Consider the following 16,737-nt stretch of genomic DNA (forward strand, 5'->3'; position numbering starts at 1 on the left):
CGGTCACGCCGCACATCGCCCATGCGCTGTGGTCCGAGCTCGGCTACGCGAAGCAGCAGGGCGAGCTGCTCGACGCGCCCTGGCCCACGGTCGACGCGCAGGCGCTGGTGCAGGACGAGATCGAGCTGGTGCTGCAGGTCAACGGCAAGACGCGCGGCTCGGTGCGCGTGCCGGCCGGCGCCAGCCGCGCGGAGATCGAGCAGATCGCCACCGCCAGCCCCGACTACCTGAAGTTCGCCGCCGGCGCGAGCCCGCGCAAGGTGATCGTCGTGCCGGGCCGGCTGGTCAACGTGGTGGTGTGATGGCCGCTCGACGCCTGATCCTCGCCGGCGCCGCCGCCACGCTGCTGGCGGGCTGCGGCTTCCAGCTGCGGCAGGCGCCGAACTTCGCCTTCAGCTCGATCTATGTCGCCACGCCGGCGGGCTCGTCGCTGACCAAGGAACTGCGCCGCAGCATCGGCTCCGCCGACAAGGTGCGGATGATCGAGGACCCGGCCGCCCAGGCGCAGGCGCAGGTGGTGCTGGACGTGCTGGGCGAGCAGCGCGAGAAGGTGGTCGTCGGCCTCACGCCCACCGGCCAGGTCCGCGAGTTCCAGTTGCGCATGCGCTTTCGCTTCCGGCTGCGCACGCCGCAAGGCAAGGAACTGATTCCCGAGACCGAGCTGCTGCAGCAGCGCGACATCAGCTTCAACGAATCGGCCGTGCTCGCGAAAGAGGCCGAGGAGAACCTGCTGTATCGAGACATGCAGACCGACATCGTGCAGCAGCTGATGCGGCGGCTCGCCGCCGTGCAGACGATCTAGCGCGATGGAGCTGGATCGCGCCGACCTGACGCTGCTCGATGCGCTGCAGCGCGACGGCCGGGCCACCATCCAGTCGCTGTCCGAGGCCATCCATCTCTCGGCGCGGGCGACGCTGAACCGGGTGCGCAAGCTCGAAGCCGAGGGCATCATCGAAGGCTATCGCGCGCTGGTGAGCCGGCGGGTGCTCGGCGAGCAGATCAGCGTGTTCGCGGAAGTGGCGCTGAAGGACCAGCGCCAGCCGGTGGTGCAGCGCTTCGAGCGCAAGATGGCCACCGCGCCGGAAGTGGTCTCGTGCCACGTGATCAGCGGCCGCTACGACTACCTGGTGCGCATCGCCTGCCCGCATCTGACGGAGTACCACCGCCTGATCAGCGCGTGGCTCGACGACCCGGCGCTCGGCATCGAGAAGATCGTCACCAACATCGAGCTCCAGACCATCAGGGAGTTCGCCGGCTTCCCCGTCCCCGGCGCGCCGCCCCGCCGCCGCTGAACCCCGGCCACGGCGCGGCCTGCGCGCCTGCAAGGCCGGCGCCGGGCGTCCTACACCGCTTCCGTTTCGGCAGTGCGGTACCCGCCGCGGTGCCGCCTCCGCCGTGCGGCACGCGCCGATTCACCGCGACGGCAGCGGCAGGCGGCCTAGACTGGTCCGACCAACCGAGGGACACGCCATGGACGCGACGAGCAGCACCGCCACCCACACTTTCATCGACCAGGAAGCCCGCTGGGGCGCGCGCAACTACCAGCCGGTGCCGGTGGTGGTGGACCGTGCCCGCGACTGCCTGGTGTGGGACGTGGAGGGCCGCGAATACATCGACATGATGAGCGCCTATTCCGCCGTCAGCCACGGCCACCTGCACCCGCGGCTGGTCGCTGCCATGCAGCGGCAGCTCGAACGGGTCGCGGTGACGTCGCGCGCGTATCACGGCACCACGCTCGGCCCGTTCCTCGAGCACCTGTGCCGGATCGCCGGCTTCGAGCGCGCGCTGCCGATGAACACCGGCGCGGAGGCGGTGGAGACGGCGATCAAGTGCGCCCGCCGCTGGGGCCACTTCGTCAAGGGCATCGCCGACGGCCGGCAGGAGATCCTGGTGGCGCGCGGCAACTTCCACGGCCGCACCAGCACCATCGTCGGGTTCTCCAGCGAACCCGATTACCGCGCCGGCTTCGGGCCGTTCGCCCCCGGCTTCGTCCATTTCGACTTCGGCGACATGGCCAGCGTGCGCGCGGCCACCACGGCCAACACCTGCGCCGTGCTGGTCGAGCCGATCCAGGGCGAAGCCGGCGTGATCCTGCCCCCGCCGGGCTTTTTCCGGCAACTGCGCGAATGGTGCACGCAGAACGGCATCCTGCTGATCGACGACGAGGTGCAGGCCGGGCTGGGCCGCACCGGCCGCTGGTTCGCGTTCGAGCACGAAGGCATCCGCCCCGATGCGCTGATCCTGGGCAAGGCGCTGGGCGGCGGCGTGCTGCCGGTCAGCGCCTTCCTCGCCGACGCCGCCGTGATGGACGTGTTCAGCCCGGGCAGCCACGGCTCGACCTTCGGCGGCAACGCGCTGGCCGCGGCGGTCGGCCTGGAGGCGCTGCGCATCATCGAGGACGAGGACTTGGTCGGGCGCAGCGCGCGGATGGGCGAGCACCTGCTGGCCCGGCTGCGCGGCGTGATGCAGGCCGGCCGCCCGCTGATCCGCGAGGTGCGTGGCCGCGGCCTGTGGGCCGCCGTCGACGTCGACCCGGCGCACGCGACCGCGCGCGAGCTGGTCGAGCGGCTGGCGGCGCGCGGCGTGCTGTCGAAGGAGACGCACGAGACGGTGATCCGCTTTGCGCCGCCGCTGACCATCACCCGGGACCTGGTCGACCGCGCCGTGGACATCTTCCAGGAAGTCGTCATGCGCAAGCACCGCGAGCTGGCGCTGGGGGCCGAGGCGCCGGTGACGGCGAGCGCCCGCGAGGCCGCGAGTATCGCTGCTTAGAAGGGAAATCGCAGGGCTGCAGTTCCAGACACCCGGGCGTGCCAACCGCGCGTTACGAAGACGCGTCGTAAACTGCCGGGATGCAGCTTTCCGCGGGCCAGCTCAGCCAGCATCTGAACAAGGGCCTGAAGTCCCTCTACACCCTGCACGGCGACGAGCCGCTGCTGATCCAGGAGGCGGCCGACGCGATCCGGGCCGCGGCGCGGGCGCAGGGCTACACCGAACGCAGCGTCCACACGGTGGCCGGCGCCCACTTCGACTGGAGCGAGGTGCTGGCCGCGGGCGGCTCGCTGAGCCTGTTCGCGGAGCGCCAGCTGGTCGAGATCCGCATTCCATCGGGCAAGCCGGGCAAGGAAGGCAGCCCGGCGCTGCAGCAGCTCGCCGAAAACGCCGCCGGCAACGACAGCACGCTGACGCTGGTGCTGCTGCCGCGCCTGGACCGCATGACCCGCGGCAGCGCCTGGTTCGCCGCGCTCGAAGGCGCCGGCGTGGCGGTGCAGGTCGATCCGATCGAACGGCACGCACTGCCGCAATGGATCGCCCAGCGGCTCGGCCAGCAGGGCCAGCGCGTGCGCGGCGGCGAGGAAGGCGCGCGCACGCTGCAGTTCTTCGCCGAGCGGGTCGAGGGCAACCTGCTGGCGGCGCACCAGGAGATCCAGAAGCTGGCGCTGCTGTATCCGGCCGGCGAGCTGGGCTTCGAGCAGGTCGAAAGCGCCGTGCTCGACGTCGCCCGCTACGACGTGTTCAAGCTGTCGGAAGCGGTGCTGGGCGGCCAGCCGGCGCGGGTGCAGCGCATGCTCGACGGGCTGCGCGCCGAAGGCGTGGCCGAGGTGCTGGTGCACTACACGCTGGCCGAGGACATTCGCGCCCTGCGCCGCGTCAAGGAGGCGATGGCCGCCGGCCGGCCGCTGCCGGTCGCGCTGCGCGAGCAGCGGGTCTGGGGCGTCAAGGAGCGCCTGTTCGAGCGCGTGCTGCCGCGCCTGACGCCGCTCGCGCTCGACAACCTGCTGCATTCGGCGCATCTGGTCGACGGCATCGTCAAGGGGCTGAAGGCGCCCGAATGGCCGGCCGACGGCTGGCAGGCGCTGCACCGGCTGGCCTTCACGCTCTGCCGCGAATGCGTGGCGCCGGCCGCGCCCGCCCGTGCAGCGGCCTACGGGGGCAGGGGATAATCAACGCGATGAACGCGCTGAACGTCGCCGAATACATGCAGACGCTGGGGCTGCAGGCCCGCCGGGCCGCGGCGCGCATGGCGTCCTCGGACGCGGCCAGCCGCAACCGCGCCTTGCGCGCGCTGGCGCGCCTGCTGCGCGAGCAGGTCGAGCCGCTGCAGGCCGGCAACGCCAGGGACCTGGAGCGCGCCGCGTCTGCCGGGCTGTCGGCGCCGATGATGGACCGGCTGCGGCTCACGCCCGAGGTGCTCGAAACCGTGGCCCAGGGCTGCGAGCAGCTGGCCGCGATGCCGGACATCGTCGGCGAGATCAGCGGACTGCGGCAGCAGCCCAGCGGCATCCGGGTCGGCCAGATGCGCGTGCCGATCGGCGTGTTCGGCATGATCTTCGAGAGCCGGCCGAACGTGACGATCGAGGCCGCCAGCCTGTCGATCAAGAGCGGCAACGCCTGCATCCTGCGCGGCGGCTCCGAGGCGATCGATTCCAACAAGGCGCTGGCCGCCCTGGTGCGGCAGGCGCTGGCGCAGGCCGGACTGCCGGCCGACGCGGTGCAGCTGGTGCAGACCACCGACCGCGAGGCGGTCGGGCAGCTGATCGCGATGCCGCAGTTCGTCGACGTGGTCATTCCGCGCGGCGGCAAGGGGCTGATCGAGCGCATCAGCCGCGACGCGAAGGTGCCGGTGATCAAGCACCTGGACGGCAACTGCCACACCTATGTCGACGATCCGTGCGACCTCGCCATGGCCGTGACCGTCGCCGACAACGCCAAGACCCAGAAGTACAGCCCCTGCAACGCGACCGAAGGGCTGCTGGTCGCGCGCGCCATCGCGGCGGCGTTCCTGCCGCTGATCGGCGCGGTCTACGCGGGCAAGGGCGTGGAGATGCGCTGCGACGCCGAAGCCGCGGCGCTGCTGGCCGGCGTGCCCGGCGCGCGCGTCGTTGCCGCAACCGAGCAGGACTGGTTCGAGGAATACCTGGCGCCGATCATCAGCGTCAAGGTGGTGGCCGACGTCGGCGAAGCGATCGCCCACATCAACCACTACTCCAGCCACCACACCGACGCCATCGTCACCCGCGATCACATGCATGCCCAGCGCTTCCTGCGCGAGGTCGATTCCGCCAGCGTCATGGTCAATGCCAGCACCCGCTTTGCCGACGGGTTCGAGTACGGCCTGGGGGCCGAAATCGGCATCAGCACCGACAAGTTCCACGCGCGGGGGCCGGTGGGCATCGAAGGGCTCACCTCGCTCAAATGGGTGGTGCTGGGCCAGGGCGAAGTGCGCAGCTGAGCAGTGCGCTGGCGGCTCGGGCTGAACCTCCGCGGCTGTCGAGGGTCTGACGGGCACGGGGGTTGCAGCCTGCCGAGCCGCCCTCATCTCCCTACAATCCTCCGGGGTCATCCCAGGACAAGGCAACAAAGAAGGCCGCATGGTTCCGCACCTCATCACGGCCCTGACCGGGCCCATCAACGAGCTCGAGCAGCGCGTGCTCGACTCCATGCCGGCCATCGAACGCTGGTTCCGCCTGGAATGGATGGAGCACACGCCGCCGTTCTACACCTCGGTGGACATCCGCAACGCCGGCTTCAAGCTGGCCCCCGTGGACACCAACCTCTATCCCGGCGGCTGGGCCAACCTGACCCCCGAAATGTTGCCGCTGGCGGTGCAGTCGGCGATGGCGGCCATCGAGAAGATCTGCCCCGAGGCGAAGAACCTGCTGGTCATCCCCGAGAACAACACCAGGGACACCTATTACCTGGCCAACCTCGCCCAGCTCAAGCGGATCTTCCACATGGCCGGGCTGAACGTGCGGATCGGCTCGATCGACCCCGACGTCAAGGAGCCGACCAGCGTCAGCCTGCCGGACGGCGATTCGGTGCTGATCGAGCCGATCGTGCGCAGCCGCCGCCGGCTGGGCCTGAAGGACTTCGATCCCTGCACCATCCTGCTGAACAACGATCTGTCGACCGGCGTGCCGGGCATCCTGGAAGACATCCACGAGCAGTACCTGCTGCCGCCCTTGCACGCGGGCTGGTCGGTGCGCCGCAAGAGCAACCACTTCCAGAGCTACGAGGAGATTTCGAAGCGCTTCGGCAAGCTGCTGGGCATCGATCCGTGGCTCATCACGCCCATGTTCAACAAGTGCGGCGCGGTGAATTTCGCCGAAGGCGACGGCATGGACTGCCTCACGACCAACGTCGACGCCCTGCTGGGCAAGATCCGAAAGAAGTACAAGGAATACGGCATCGGGGAGAAGCCGTTCGTCGTGGTCAAGGCCGACAACGGCACCTCCGGGCTGGCGATCGCCACCGTGCGCGAGGCCAAGGAACTGGAGGCGCTGACGGGCCAGGGCAGTGCCCAGATGTCCGCGATGAAGGAAGGCGGCCGGGCGCCGGTGCGCGACGTCATCGTCCAGGAAGGCGTGCTGACCAACGAGCGCATCGACCAGGCGGTGGCCGAGCCGGTGGTCTACATGATGGACCGGTACGTGGTGGGCGGCTTCTACCGGGTGCATGCCGGGCGCGGCAGCGACGAGAACCTCAATGCGCCGGGCGCCGGCTACGTGCCGCTGGCCTTCGCCGACAGCACCCGCCTGCCGCAGCCGGGCGCCAAGCCCGGCGCCAGCGCGCCCAACCGGTTCTACATGTACGGCGTCATCGGGCGCTTGGCGATGCTGGCCGCCAGCTACGAACTGGAGGCCACCGATCCCGACGCCGAGGTATACGACTGACTGGCCGCCGGCCGACGCGTTGTTGCGGTGCAACATGGGGCGCGGACAGCCCGTCCGGGCGAGCGCACAATAGCGCACCCAAAGCTGTCAACCCCGCCGGCCGCGTGCCACCAAGACGGGGACCGCCCCAGTGCAAACCTCGAAATCCTCACTCCCGGTGCTGACGCTGGGCGCCATCGGCGTCGTCTACGGCGACATCGGCACCAGCGTCCTGTACGCGATGAAGGAAGTGTTCGCGTCCGGTCACGTCCCGTTCACCCCGGGCAACGTGTACGGGATCCTGTCGATCTTCTTCTGGACCCTCACCGTCATCGTCTCGATCAAGTACGTGCTGCTCGTGCTGCGCGCGGACAACCACGGCGAAGGCGGCCTGATCGCGATGCTCGCCCTGGCCTCGACCTCGGTGAAGAACCGGCCCGAGCTGCGGCGCGTGCTGCTGGTGGTGGGCATCTTCGGCACCTGCCTGTTCTATGGCGACGGCGTCATCACGCCGGCGATCTCCGTGCTCTCGGCCATCGAGGGCCTGGAAGTGGTCTCGCCGCAGTTCAAGAACTACGTGGTGCCGCTGACGCTGGTGGTGCTGTTCTGCCTGTTCGCGCTGCAGAAGCAGGGCACCGGCGGCGTCGGCCAGTTCTTCGGCCCGATCACGCTGGTGTGGTTCGCGGCCATTTCGGTGCTCGGCCTCACGCACATCGCCAGCAACCCGGCGATCCTCAAGGCCCTGAGCCCGCACTACGCGCTGTTCTTCGTGTTCCACCATCCGGCGACGACGTTCATCGTGCTGGGGGCCGTGGTGCTGTGCGTGACCGGCGCCGAGGCGCTGTACGCCGACCTCGGCCACTTCAGCAAGAAGCCGATCCGCATCGCCTGGTTCGCCGTGGTGATGCCGGCGCTCACGCTGAACTATTTCGGCCAGGGCGCGCTGCTGCTGAAGAACCCCGAAGCGGTGAAGAACCCCTTCTACATGATGGGTCCGGAGTGGGCGACGCTGCCGCTGGTCGGCCTGGCGACGCTGGCCACGGTGATCGCGTCGCAGGCGATGATCACCGGCGCGTTCAGCGTGACCAAGCAGGCGATCCAGCTCGGCTACCTGCCGCGGATGCAACTGCGGCACACCAGCGTGCGCGAGACGGGCCAGGTATACCTGCCCTTCATCAACTGGGGCCTGTTCGTGGCGATCGCGATGGCGGTGGTGATGTTCCGCTCGTCCAGCAACCTGGCCGCGGCCTACGGCATCGCCGTCACTTCGGACATGCTGATCACGACGATCCTGACCTTCTTCGTGATCCGCTACGGCTGGAACTATCCGCTGTGGCTGTGCGTCGTCGCCACCGGATTCTTCTTCGTCGTCGACTTCACCTTCTGGGCGTCCAACCTGCTGAAGCTGCCGCAGGGCGGCTGGTTCCCGGTGCTGATCGGCGGCGCCATGTTCACGCTGATGATGACCTGGAAGCAGGGGCGGGCGCTGCTGAACGAGAAACTCAAGGCCGATTCGATCGACCTCAAGAGCTTCCTGGAGGCGGTGTTCGTCAATCCGCCGACCCGGGTGCCGGGCACGGCGGTGTTCCTCACGGCCGAACCCGGCACCGTGCCCAACGCGATGCTGCACAACCTGAAGCACAACAAGGTGCTGCACGAACACAACCTGTTCGTCACGGTGCGCAGCCACGAGGTGCCCTGGATCGGCATCAACAAGCGGGTGGAAATCGAGCCGATGGGCCACAGCTGCTGGCAGGTGATCCTGCACTACGGCTTCAAGAACGACCCCGACGTGCCGCGGGCGCTGGAGACGATCCGCGGCCACGGCTGCGAGATCGAACGCATGACGACCAGCTACTTCCTGTCGCGCGACACCGTGATCCCGAGCATCGGCGGCGGCATGGCGCCGTGGCGCGAGAAGCTGTTCGCCCAGATGCACCACAACGCCAGCGCGGCGGCCGACTTCCTGAACCTGCCGAACAACTCGGTGGTGGAGCTGGGCTCGAAGATCGAGATCTGAGCGCGGCGCGCCGCCTGGGTTCGACGCGCCGCCGCGGTCCCGGCCCCGGCGCCGGGGTTCGATTTCCCCGCATCGGGCGCGGCGAAGTGTCAACACTCCGGGCCGATGTGTCGGCAGATCGACCGCCATCGTGTACCTTCACCTGCCATACTCGACGACTTTTCGGGTAACGGATCGCCAGATGCCACAGACCAATACCGGGGCACGGGAACAGGGACGGCCCGCCGCGATCGCCGAGCAGATCAGGCAGTTGATCCATGCCGGCGAGTTCAGGCCGGGCGACCGGCTGAACGAGGCGGCGCTGGCGCTGCGCATGGGGACCAGCCGGGGCCCGATCCGGGAGGCGATCCGGATCCTCGCGGGCACCGGCATCGTGACCGCCGTGATCAACCGGGGCGTCTTCGTGCGCGAGGTCTCGATCCGCGAGGTGCTGGAGCTCTGCGAACTGCGGGCGCTGGTCTTCGGCTTTGCCGCCGAACGGGCCGCCGAGCACGTGACCGACCGGGACCGCGTCCGCTTCGAGTCGCTGCTCGACCAGATGGACGCGGCCTGCCGGGCCGGCGAGAACGATCGCTACGCCAACCTGGACCTGGAGTTCCACCGCCTGATCATGGCGCTGTCGCACAGCCAGCGGGCGCAGCGCCAGTACCAGGACTACGTGAACGAGCTGCACCTGTTCCGGCGCCAGCACTTCGGCCGGCCGGGCGACATGCGCACCTCGAACCTCGAGCACCGGCGCCTGTACGAGGCGATCAGCAGCGGCGGCGGGGCCAAGGCCAGGCAGCAGGCCGAACGGCACATCGACGCCGGACGCCATCGGCTGCTCAAGATGGTCGACGGCGCCGGGCCCTAGCACCGGCCCTGTCCGGCACCCCGGTTCCCCTTTTGTGCAACAGTAGCGGCGACGCATCGAACCTGCCGCCATGAACATCCTCTTCGTCGCCGATCCGCTGGAAGCCTTCCAGACCTACAAGGACACCACCTTCGCCATGATGCGCGAGGCCCAGCGCCGCGGCCACCGCATCGCCGCCTGCGAGCCGCGCCATCTGTCCTGGCGCTCCGGCGGCGTGGTGCACGCCCAGGTGCGTGAGATCGCGCTCACCGGGACCCTGGACGACTGGTTCGTGCAGGAGCGCGTGGGCACGCGCGCCCTGTGCGACTTCGACGCCGTGGTGATGCGCAAGGATCCGCCGTTCGACAGCGAATATTTCTACGCGACCCACCTGCTGGAGCAGGCCCAGCGCGATGGCGCCCGCGTCTTCAACGAGCCGTCCGCCTTGCGCGACCATCCGGAGAAGCTGGCGATCATGGAGTTTCCGCGCTTCACCAGCCCGACGCTGGTCACCCGCGATGCCGAGGAAGTCAGGCGCTTCCACGCCGAGCACCAGGAAATCATCCTCAAGCCGCTGGACGGCATGGGCGGGATGGGGATCTTTCGCGTCGGCGCCGACGGCCTCAACCTCGGCTCCATCATCGAGACGTTGAACCGGCACGGCGCCACGACGATCATGGTGCAGCGCTTCCTGCCCGAGATCGCCCAGGGCGACAAGCGGGTGCTGGTGATCGGCGGCAAGCCGGTCCCCTACTGCCTGGCGCGGATTCCGCAGGGCAGCGAGATCCGCGGCAACCTGGCCGCCGGCGGCAAGGGCGTGGCCCAGCCGCTGTCGGCGCGCGACCTGGAGATCGCGAACACGCTCGGGCCGGTGCTGGCGTCGCGCGGCCTGCTGCTGGTGGGGCTGGACGTGATCGGCGACTGCCTCACGGAGATCAACGTGACCAGCCCGACCTGCTTCCAGGAAATCGCGCAGCAGGCCGGCTGCAATGTCGCGGCACTGTTCGTGGATGCGCTGGAGCAGGCGCTCGCCGCGCGCGGTTGACGGCTGCGCCTCGTCACGGCCGCCGCCGACCGCTGCCGACCGCCCCGAGCCTGGTGTGACCGCGGCGGCGCGATCGCGGCCGTGACGCGCGCGCCCGGTCTGGCCCCGGGCGCCAAGGATGCCACTGCCGCCCTGGCGGTAGGAATTGATCTCCCTCATTGATATTCCCCTCGCCGGACCTAGCGTGAAACGGTTGCTGCGAAGGGATCCCATGTGCAAGCCGACTCGACTGGTCCGTAGCCTGGGCGCCAGCCTCACCCTGGTGCTCGGTGCATGTGGCGGCGGTGGCGGTGGAGGCGCGAGCGCACCACCGGCACCCGACCTCTCCGGCGTCTGGGCCGGACCGTGGCAAGGCAGCGACCCCGAGCTGGGCGCGGTATCCGGAACCTGGGAGACGACGATCACCCAGGACGCGACATCGGCCGGCGGCCCGGTGCTGCTGCTCGGCGATGTGGACTGCATGAACGGTGTCATGTCCGCGGCGCAGGATGCGCAAGGCCAGGTGGGCGGCTCCTTCGCCAGACCGCCGTGCGCGCCCAACACCTGGTCGCTGACGGCGCTCAACGTCGAGGCGGGCAGCGCCACCGGTGCCTGGCAGCAGCCGAGCAGGGCGGCGTCCGGAACCTTGACCGGGGTGCGCATCGCCCGTCTGGGCGGGCCGCGCATCGGCTTCGTTTCCCCGCGCGCCGGCCCGGTCGGCACGATCGTGACGGTCAGCGGCGAGGCCCTGACGCCGCTGGGCGTGCCGCCGCTCAGCTTCGCGGGTGGCGCGCAACCGCAACTGCTTTCGTCCAGCGCCAGCCGCGTCATCGCCCAGGTTCCGGCCGGAGCCAGGAGCGGGCGCGTCAGCGTGGAAACATCGGCCGGATCGGCGCAGAGCCCGGAGGATTTCAGCCTGCAGGCCAATGCGCCGGCGCCGGTGTCGACCCTTGGCGCCGTTCAGTTGGACGGGTGGGGAGCGGCGGTCGCGGCCAATCCCAACGGCTACCAGATCTACGCGGCCACCCAGGCCCTCGACCATTCCGCCCAGGGCAGCATCGTGGTCATCCGGCCCGCCACCCGGCAGGTCGTGCGGTCGGCCGCCGTGACGGCGGGAGTGCCGCGCAGCATCGCGGCCAGTCCGGACGGGCGATGGATCTACGTGGCGATTGCCGGCGGCGGCATCGAGGTGCGCGATGGCGCGCTCGCCGGCCTGGTGGCGACCATCCCCGCCGCCACCGGTAGCGCCTCGGCCAGCAATCCGCAGGGGCTGGCGTTGAGCCCCGATGGGCGGCTGCTGATGGTTTCGGAGGCCGCGGCCGGCGGACGGGTCGCCGTGATCGATACCCAGACCCGGGCCGAGATCGCGCATCTGTCGATGGACGCCGGGGTCGCGCCGCTCGGCCTGGCCTTTCATCCCGACGGCAGCCGCGGCTACGTGGCGGCGGCCCGCAGCGGCAACGGCTCGCTGATCGAATTCGACCCGCGCAGCGGGGCGGTGGCCGCGACGATCGCGGTCGGCGTGCGCCCGACGGGCGTCGCCATCACGCCCAACGGCCGGACCGCGGTCGTTTCCAACCAGGGCAGCGCGAGCCTGTCGCTGCTGGATGTGGCGACGCGCAGTGTGGTCCAGGTCCCGACCCGAGCCGGCCCCGCCGGCATCGCCATTTCGCCGGACGGTCAGCGCATCTTCGCTGCCTGCGGCGACGCCGGCGTGGTGGCGGTCCACGCGACGGATACCGGCGCCGAAACGAATGCCCCGGTGCCGGCCGGCCCCACGCCGGTCGCGCTGGCCATCGACGCCCGGGGCATGTCGGCGTACATCGCGAATTCGGGCTCGTCGCTGCTCAACGAGTTGGGCGGCTCCCAATCGCTGACGGTCGCGCTGGCCGGCAGCGGCATCGGGTCGGTCACGTCGTCGCCGGCGGGGATCGGCTGCGGGTCGACCTGCCAGGCGCGCTTTCCGACCGGACAGGTGGTCAGGTTGAGCGCCACCGCGAGCGGCGGCTCCCAGTTCACCGGGTGGAGTCCGGACTGCCCCGGCGGCGTCGTCCAGCTGGACGCCAGCACGACCTGCACGGCGACCTTCGCGTCCAGCACACCGCCGCCCAGCCGTCCCGCGGCCGGTGGGGGCTGCTTCATCGCGACGGCCGCCTACGGCAGCGCGCTGGAGCCGGAAGTCCAGGTGCTGCGCGATTTCCGGGACCGGTGGCTGGCGCCCACCGGTCCCGGGCGTGCGGTGACCGCGCTGTACTACCGCTACTCGCCGCCGATCGCGGAGTGGATCAGGCCCAGCGCCGCTAGACGCCAGGCGGTTCGGGCCGTGCTGTGGCCCATCGTCGTCGGCGTCGGGCATCCGGCCGAAACCGCCCTCGCCCTGGCTGGCGTGACGGCAGTGGCCGCCATGATCTGGCGTCGCCGCCGGACCCGCCAGGCCGACAAGGGTTCGCCGCTGGATTGAGCTAGCCGACGATGCCGGCGACCAGCGCCAGGTCGAGCGCCTCGTCGGCGGTCATGTACCAGTCCTTCTCCAGCACCCGGTCCATCAGTTCCTGGGCCTTCAGCCTGCTGCCCGCGACCAGCCGCTCGAAGCCGCGCCGTTCCAGCGCCTGCCCCATTTCCAGCTCGGCCAGCAGGTCCTTGGTCACCGCGATCGCGGAGCGCAGCGCGCCGGACAGCTGCACCGTGCGTTCCATCCGGCGCTCGTGCACCAGCAGGATGGTGTCGCGCGTGACGAAGCGGTGGGTGGCCGGCACGGCCGCCATCAGCGTGATGCCCGCGGAATAGACGTAGCTCTTGCCCAGGAAGAACAGCTCGCGCGACTGGCGCAGCAACTGGATTTCCTGCGCCAGGCGGCGCGCGCTGTCGGCCTCGCCGCCCATGGTGCTGAGCTCCAGCACGAGCGGGCGATCGCCCTTTAGCGAGTCGCTCTGGTCCAGGAAGTGCTGGACCATCTGCTCGTCGATGCCGCCGAGCAGGCGGATGTCCGGTTTGAGCGACGGCAATGATCGGCTGGTCTGGTGCTCGCGGCTCACTTTGCTTCCTCGGCGCCAAGCATCGCGCATCGCGCGGCGTTCGTGCAGGGCCCCGCTGCTCGCCGCTTCGTAGGAGCGCGCCGACGAACGGCTCAGGCCAGCGCCGCGCCGTCGGCGAACACCCGCAATTCCCCGGGCGCCAGCGCGGTCCACTGCTCGTTGGTCGTCAGCGGCGCGGTCACCACCACGGCCACCCGGTCCTGCGGCGTGGTCATCCGCGCGAAGTCGATGGCGAGGTCCTCGTCGGCCAGCTGGGCATGGGCGAACGGATGCTTGCGCTCGACGTAGAACAGCCGCGTCGAGCAATGGGTCCACAAGGCCTGGCCGTTGGAAAGCATGAAGTTGAAAGGCCCGTGGCGCGCGATGCGCGGGGTCAGCTCGCGCAGCGTGAGCGTCAGCTCCTGCACGCTCGGCACCCCGGCATGCGACTTGGCCAGCTCCTGCATCAGCCAGCAGAACGCCCGCTCGCTGTCGGTGGCGCCCACCGGCAGGAAGCTGGCGTGCAGCCGCGGCTGGAAGTGCTCCAGGTTGCCGTTGTGCGCGAACACCCAGTAGCGGCCCCACAGCTCGCGCACGAAGGGATGGCAGTTCTCCAGCGCCACCTCGCCTTGGGTCGCCTTGCGGATGTGGGCGATGACGTTGCGGCTCTTGATGGGGTACCGGCGGATCAGCTCGGCCACCGGCGAATCGCAGGCCGGCAGGTGGTCGACGAAGTGGCGCAGGCCGCGGCCCTCGAAGAAAGCGATGCCCCAGCCGTCGCCGTGGTGGTCGGTGCGGCCGCCGCGCTGCGCGAACCCCGTGAAGCTGAAGGTCACGTCGGTCGGCGTGTTGCAGTTCATTCCGAGCAGCTGGCACATGATGCTGATGGTGGCTTGGGTCGCGGCCGGGACAGCCGGCGCGGGCGCGGCCCTGTTCGGGGGCGCAGCGGGTGGTTCCCTTGTCTCGGCCGGGGCGGACGCCGATGATAGGCGTACTTGTCGAGGGAGCGTGTCAGTGCACACCCAATTGAACGACCACGCGGCGCCCGGCACCCGCCGCAACAAGATCGCCACGGCGGCCGAGGCCGTGCGCCTGATCCATGACGGCGACACGATCGCCACCGGCGGCTTCGTCGGCATCGGCTTTGCCGAGGCCGTGGCGGTCGCGCTGGAGGCCCGCTTCCTGGAAACGCAGGCGGAAACCGGCACCGGCTCGCCCAACGGGCTCACGCTGGTCTACGCGGCCGGCCAGGGCGACGGCAAGCATCGGGGGCTCAACCACCTCGGCCATCGCGGCATGGTCAAGCGCGTGGTGGGCGGCCACTGGGGGCTGGTGCCGGCGCTGCAGCGGCTGGCGATCGCCAACGAGATCGAGGCCTACAACCTGCCGCAGGGCGTGCTCACGCATCTCTTTCGCGACATCGCCGCCGGCAAGCCGGGCACGCTGACCCATGTCGGCCTGGACACCTTCGTCGATCCGCGTCACGGCGGCGGCCGCGTCAACGAGTGCACCACCGAGGAGCTGGTGCGGCTGATGGAGATCGACGGCCGCGAATTCCTGTTCTACCGGGCGTTCCCGATCTCGGTGGGCATCATCCGCGCCACCACGGCCGACCCGGACGGCAACCTGACGATGGAGCGCGAGGCGCTGACGCTGGAAGCGCTGGCGATCGCGATGGCGGCGCGCAACTGCGGCGGCATCGTCATCGCCCAGGTCGAGCGGGTGGCCGAGCGCGGCACGCTGCACCCGCGGCAGGTCAAGGTTCCCGGCGTGCTGGTCGACGCCGTGGTGGTGGCCACCGATCCGGCGCACCACATGCAGACCTTCAGCGAGCAGTACAACCCGGCGTACTCGGGCGAGATCCGGTTGCCGCTGGACCGGCTGGCGCCGATGCCGATGAGCGAGCGCAAAGTGATTGCCCGCCGCGCCGCGCTCGAGCTGAAGGCCAACAGCGTCGTGAACCTGGGCATCGGCATGCCCGAGGGCGTGGCCGCCGTCGTGGCGGAGGAGCGGGTATTCGATCTGGTCACGCTCACGGCGGAGCCGGGCGTGATCGGCGGCATCCCGGCCAGCGGACTGAGCTTCGGCGCCGCCGTGAACAGCCAGTGCGTGATCGACCAGCCCAACCAGTTCGATTTCTACGACGGCGGCGGCCTGGACGTCGCGGTGCTCGGGCTGGCGCAGGCCGATGCGCAGGGCAACCTCAACGTGAGCCGCTTCGGATCGCGGCTGGCGGGCGCCGGCGGCTTCATCAACATCAGCCAGAACGCCAAGACCGTCGTCTTCGTCGGCACCTTCACCGCCGGCGGGCTGGCCGTGCAGGTGGAAGGCGGCCGGCTGCTGATCGCGAGCGAGGGAACCAAGCGCAAGTTCGTGCAGCAGGTGGAGCACCGCACGTTCAGCGGGCGCGAGGCACGGCGGCGGGGCCAGCGGGTGCTGTACGTGACCGAGCGCTGCGTGTTCCGCCTGGCCGATGCCGGCGGGCTGGAGCTGGTCGAGATCGCCGCCGGCGTCGACCTCGAGCGCGACGTGCTGGCGCACATGGACTTCCTGCCGGCGATCGCGCCGGCGTTGGCCGTCATGGAGCCGGCGCTGTTCGGCGCGGCGCCCATCAAGCTGCGCGAACGGTTGCTCGCCAAGCCGCTGTCCGCCCGCTATCAGCTGGATCGCGCGCACCGGCTGCTGTTCATCGACTTCGAGGGGCTCGCCATCGACAGCCGCGAGGGCGTCGCCGCGATCGAGGACTACGTGACGCGGCTGCTCGAACCGGTGGTGAAGAAGCCGGAGGATCGGCTGGCCGTGGTCGTCACCTACGACAACTTCAGCATCCTGCCGGGCCTGGTGGACGACTATTCGGAGATGGTGGCCCGCCTCACCGAGCGCTTCTACAGCCGCGTCACGCGCTACGGCACCGGCGGCTTCCTCAAGGCGCGGCTGGAGGGCCGGCCGGCGGGCTGAGCTGCTTCGCCGCACAGGCGGCGCAGATGCAGGCCTGCCGCTGCGCGGCGGGGGGCACCTGCGCCAGCAGGTCGGCGCCGAAGTCGACGCCGGTGCACCAGCAGGCGCCTTGCTGCACGCCAGTCTCGCGTTCCACTTCCATGGCGCAGCGATTGGCTTGGCCGCAGATGGGGCAGCGCGCGGGGTCGAGGCTCATGAATGCGGAGTCAATGACGCAGAGGACGCGAAGGGTACGC

The 16,737-nt window shown here is 70.1% G+C and carries 15 protein-coding genes; 12 read left to right on the plus strand and 3 right to left on the minus strand.

Annotated elements, in window-relative coordinates:
* The 11 genes from VNT59_RS12740 to VNT59_RS12790 form a co-directional block, all read left to right on the plus strand.
* Nucleotides 1–302, plus strand: a 302-nt coding sequence (locus tag VNT59_RS12740; protein ID WP_325498783.1) for a class I tRNA ligase family protein, incomplete at its 5' end; no start/stop codon positions are given.
* Entirely contained in the window at nt 302–802 is a 501-nt protein-coding gene (gene lptE / locus VNT59_RS12745) for an LPS assembly lipoprotein LptE (RefSeq protein WP_325498784.1), read from the plus strand. The genes VNT59_RS12740 and lptE, both read left to right, overlap by 1 nt.
* A gap of 4 nt (nt 803–806) precedes the next feature.
* A complete protein-coding gene (locus VNT59_RS12750) occupies nt 807–1,292 on the plus strand; it encodes an Lrp/AsnC family transcriptional regulator (RefSeq protein WP_325498785.1) in 486 nt (161 codons plus the stop codon).
* Between the two features lie 178 nt (nt 1,293–1,470).
* Nucleotides 1,471–2,772, plus strand: coding sequence for an ornithine--oxo-acid transaminase (gene rocD / locus VNT59_RS12755; protein ID WP_325498786.1), 1,302 nt, complete (start codon nt 1,471–1,473; stop codon nt 2,770–2,772).
* Between the two features lie 80 nt (nt 2,773–2,852).
* The gene (gene holA / locus VNT59_RS12760) at nt 2,853–3,944 is read left to right on the plus strand and encodes a DNA polymerase III subunit delta (protein ID WP_325498787.1); all 1,092 of its coding nucleotides are present in this window, start codon (nt 2,853–2,855) and stop codon (nt 3,942–3,944) included.
* 8 nt (nt 3,945–3,952) lie between these two features.
* Nucleotides 3,953–5,233, plus strand: coding sequence for a glutamate-5-semialdehyde dehydrogenase (locus tag VNT59_RS12765; protein ID WP_325498788.1), 1,281 nt, complete (start codon nt 3,953–3,955; stop codon nt 5,231–5,233).
* 139 nt (nt 5,234–5,372) lie between these two features.
* Nucleotides 5,373–6,674, plus strand: coding sequence for a glutamate--cysteine ligase (gene gshA, locus VNT59_RS12770; RefSeq protein WP_325498789.1), 1,302 nt, complete (start codon nt 5,373–5,375; stop codon nt 6,672–6,674).
* Between the two features lie 130 nt (nt 6,675–6,804).
* Nucleotides 6,805–8,673 carry a potassium transporter Kup gene (locus VNT59_RS12775; protein ID WP_325498790.1) on the plus strand — a complete coding sequence of 623 codons (1,869 nt, stop codon included), beginning with the start codon at nt 6,805–6,807 and terminating at the stop codon, nt 8,671–8,673.
* Nucleotides 8,674–8,854: 181 nt separating this feature from the next.
* Complete coding sequence (locus VNT59_RS12780; RefSeq protein WP_325498791.1) at nt 8,855–9,526, plus strand: GntR family transcriptional regulator; 672 nt, start codon at nt 8,855–8,857, stop codon at nt 9,524–9,526.
* 70 nt (nt 9,527–9,596) lie between these two features.
* Entirely contained in the window at nt 9,597–10,550 is a 954-nt protein-coding gene (gene gshB / locus VNT59_RS12785; RefSeq protein WP_325498792.1) for a glutathione synthase, read from the plus strand.
* A gap of 145 nt (nt 10,551–10,695) precedes the next feature.
* The gene (locus VNT59_RS12790) at nt 10,696–12,990 is read left to right on the plus strand and encodes a YncE family protein (RefSeq protein WP_325498793.1); all 2,295 of its coding nucleotides are present in this window, start codon (nt 10,696–10,698) and stop codon (nt 12,988–12,990) included.
* A 1-nt stretch (nt 12,991) separates the two neighbouring features.
* On the opposite strand, the gene VNT59_RS12795 is transcribed toward VNT59_RS12790, so the two are convergent.
* Complete coding sequence (locus VNT59_RS12795) at nt 12,992–13,564, minus strand: ATP-dependent Clp protease proteolytic subunit (RefSeq protein WP_325498794.1); 573 nt, start codon at nt 13,562–13,564, stop codon at nt 12,992–12,994.
* Nucleotides 13,565–13,656: 92 nt separating this feature from the next.
* Nucleotides 13,657–14,421 (minus strand): class II glutamine amidotransferase, encoded by a 765-nt coding sequence (locus VNT59_RS12800; protein ID WP_325498795.1) that lies wholly within the window; start codon nt 14,419–14,421, stop codon nt 13,657–13,659.
* Nucleotides 14,422–14,557: 136 nt separating this feature from the next.
* Between VNT59_RS12800 and VNT59_RS12805 the strand changes: the two genes are divergently transcribed.
* Nucleotides 14,558–16,501, plus strand: coding sequence for an acyl CoA:acetate/3-ketoacid CoA transferase (locus VNT59_RS12805; RefSeq protein ID WP_325498796.1), 1,944 nt, complete (start codon nt 14,558–14,560; stop codon nt 16,499–16,501).
* On the opposite strand, the gene VNT59_RS12810 is transcribed toward VNT59_RS12805, so the two are convergent.
* Complete coding sequence (locus VNT59_RS12810; protein ID WP_325498797.1) at nt 16,467–16,697, minus strand: cysteine-rich CWC family protein; 231 nt, start codon at nt 16,695–16,697, stop codon at nt 16,467–16,469. The two genes, VNT59_RS12805 and VNT59_RS12810, sit on opposite strands and share 35 nt — an antisense overlap.
* Nucleotides 16,698–16,737 lie beyond the last annotated feature (40 nt).

It is taken from the genome of Ramlibacter sp. (assembly GCF_035554825.1).
Lineage (GTDB): Bacteria > Pseudomonadota > Gammaproteobacteria > Burkholderiales > Burkholderiaceae_C > Ramlibacter.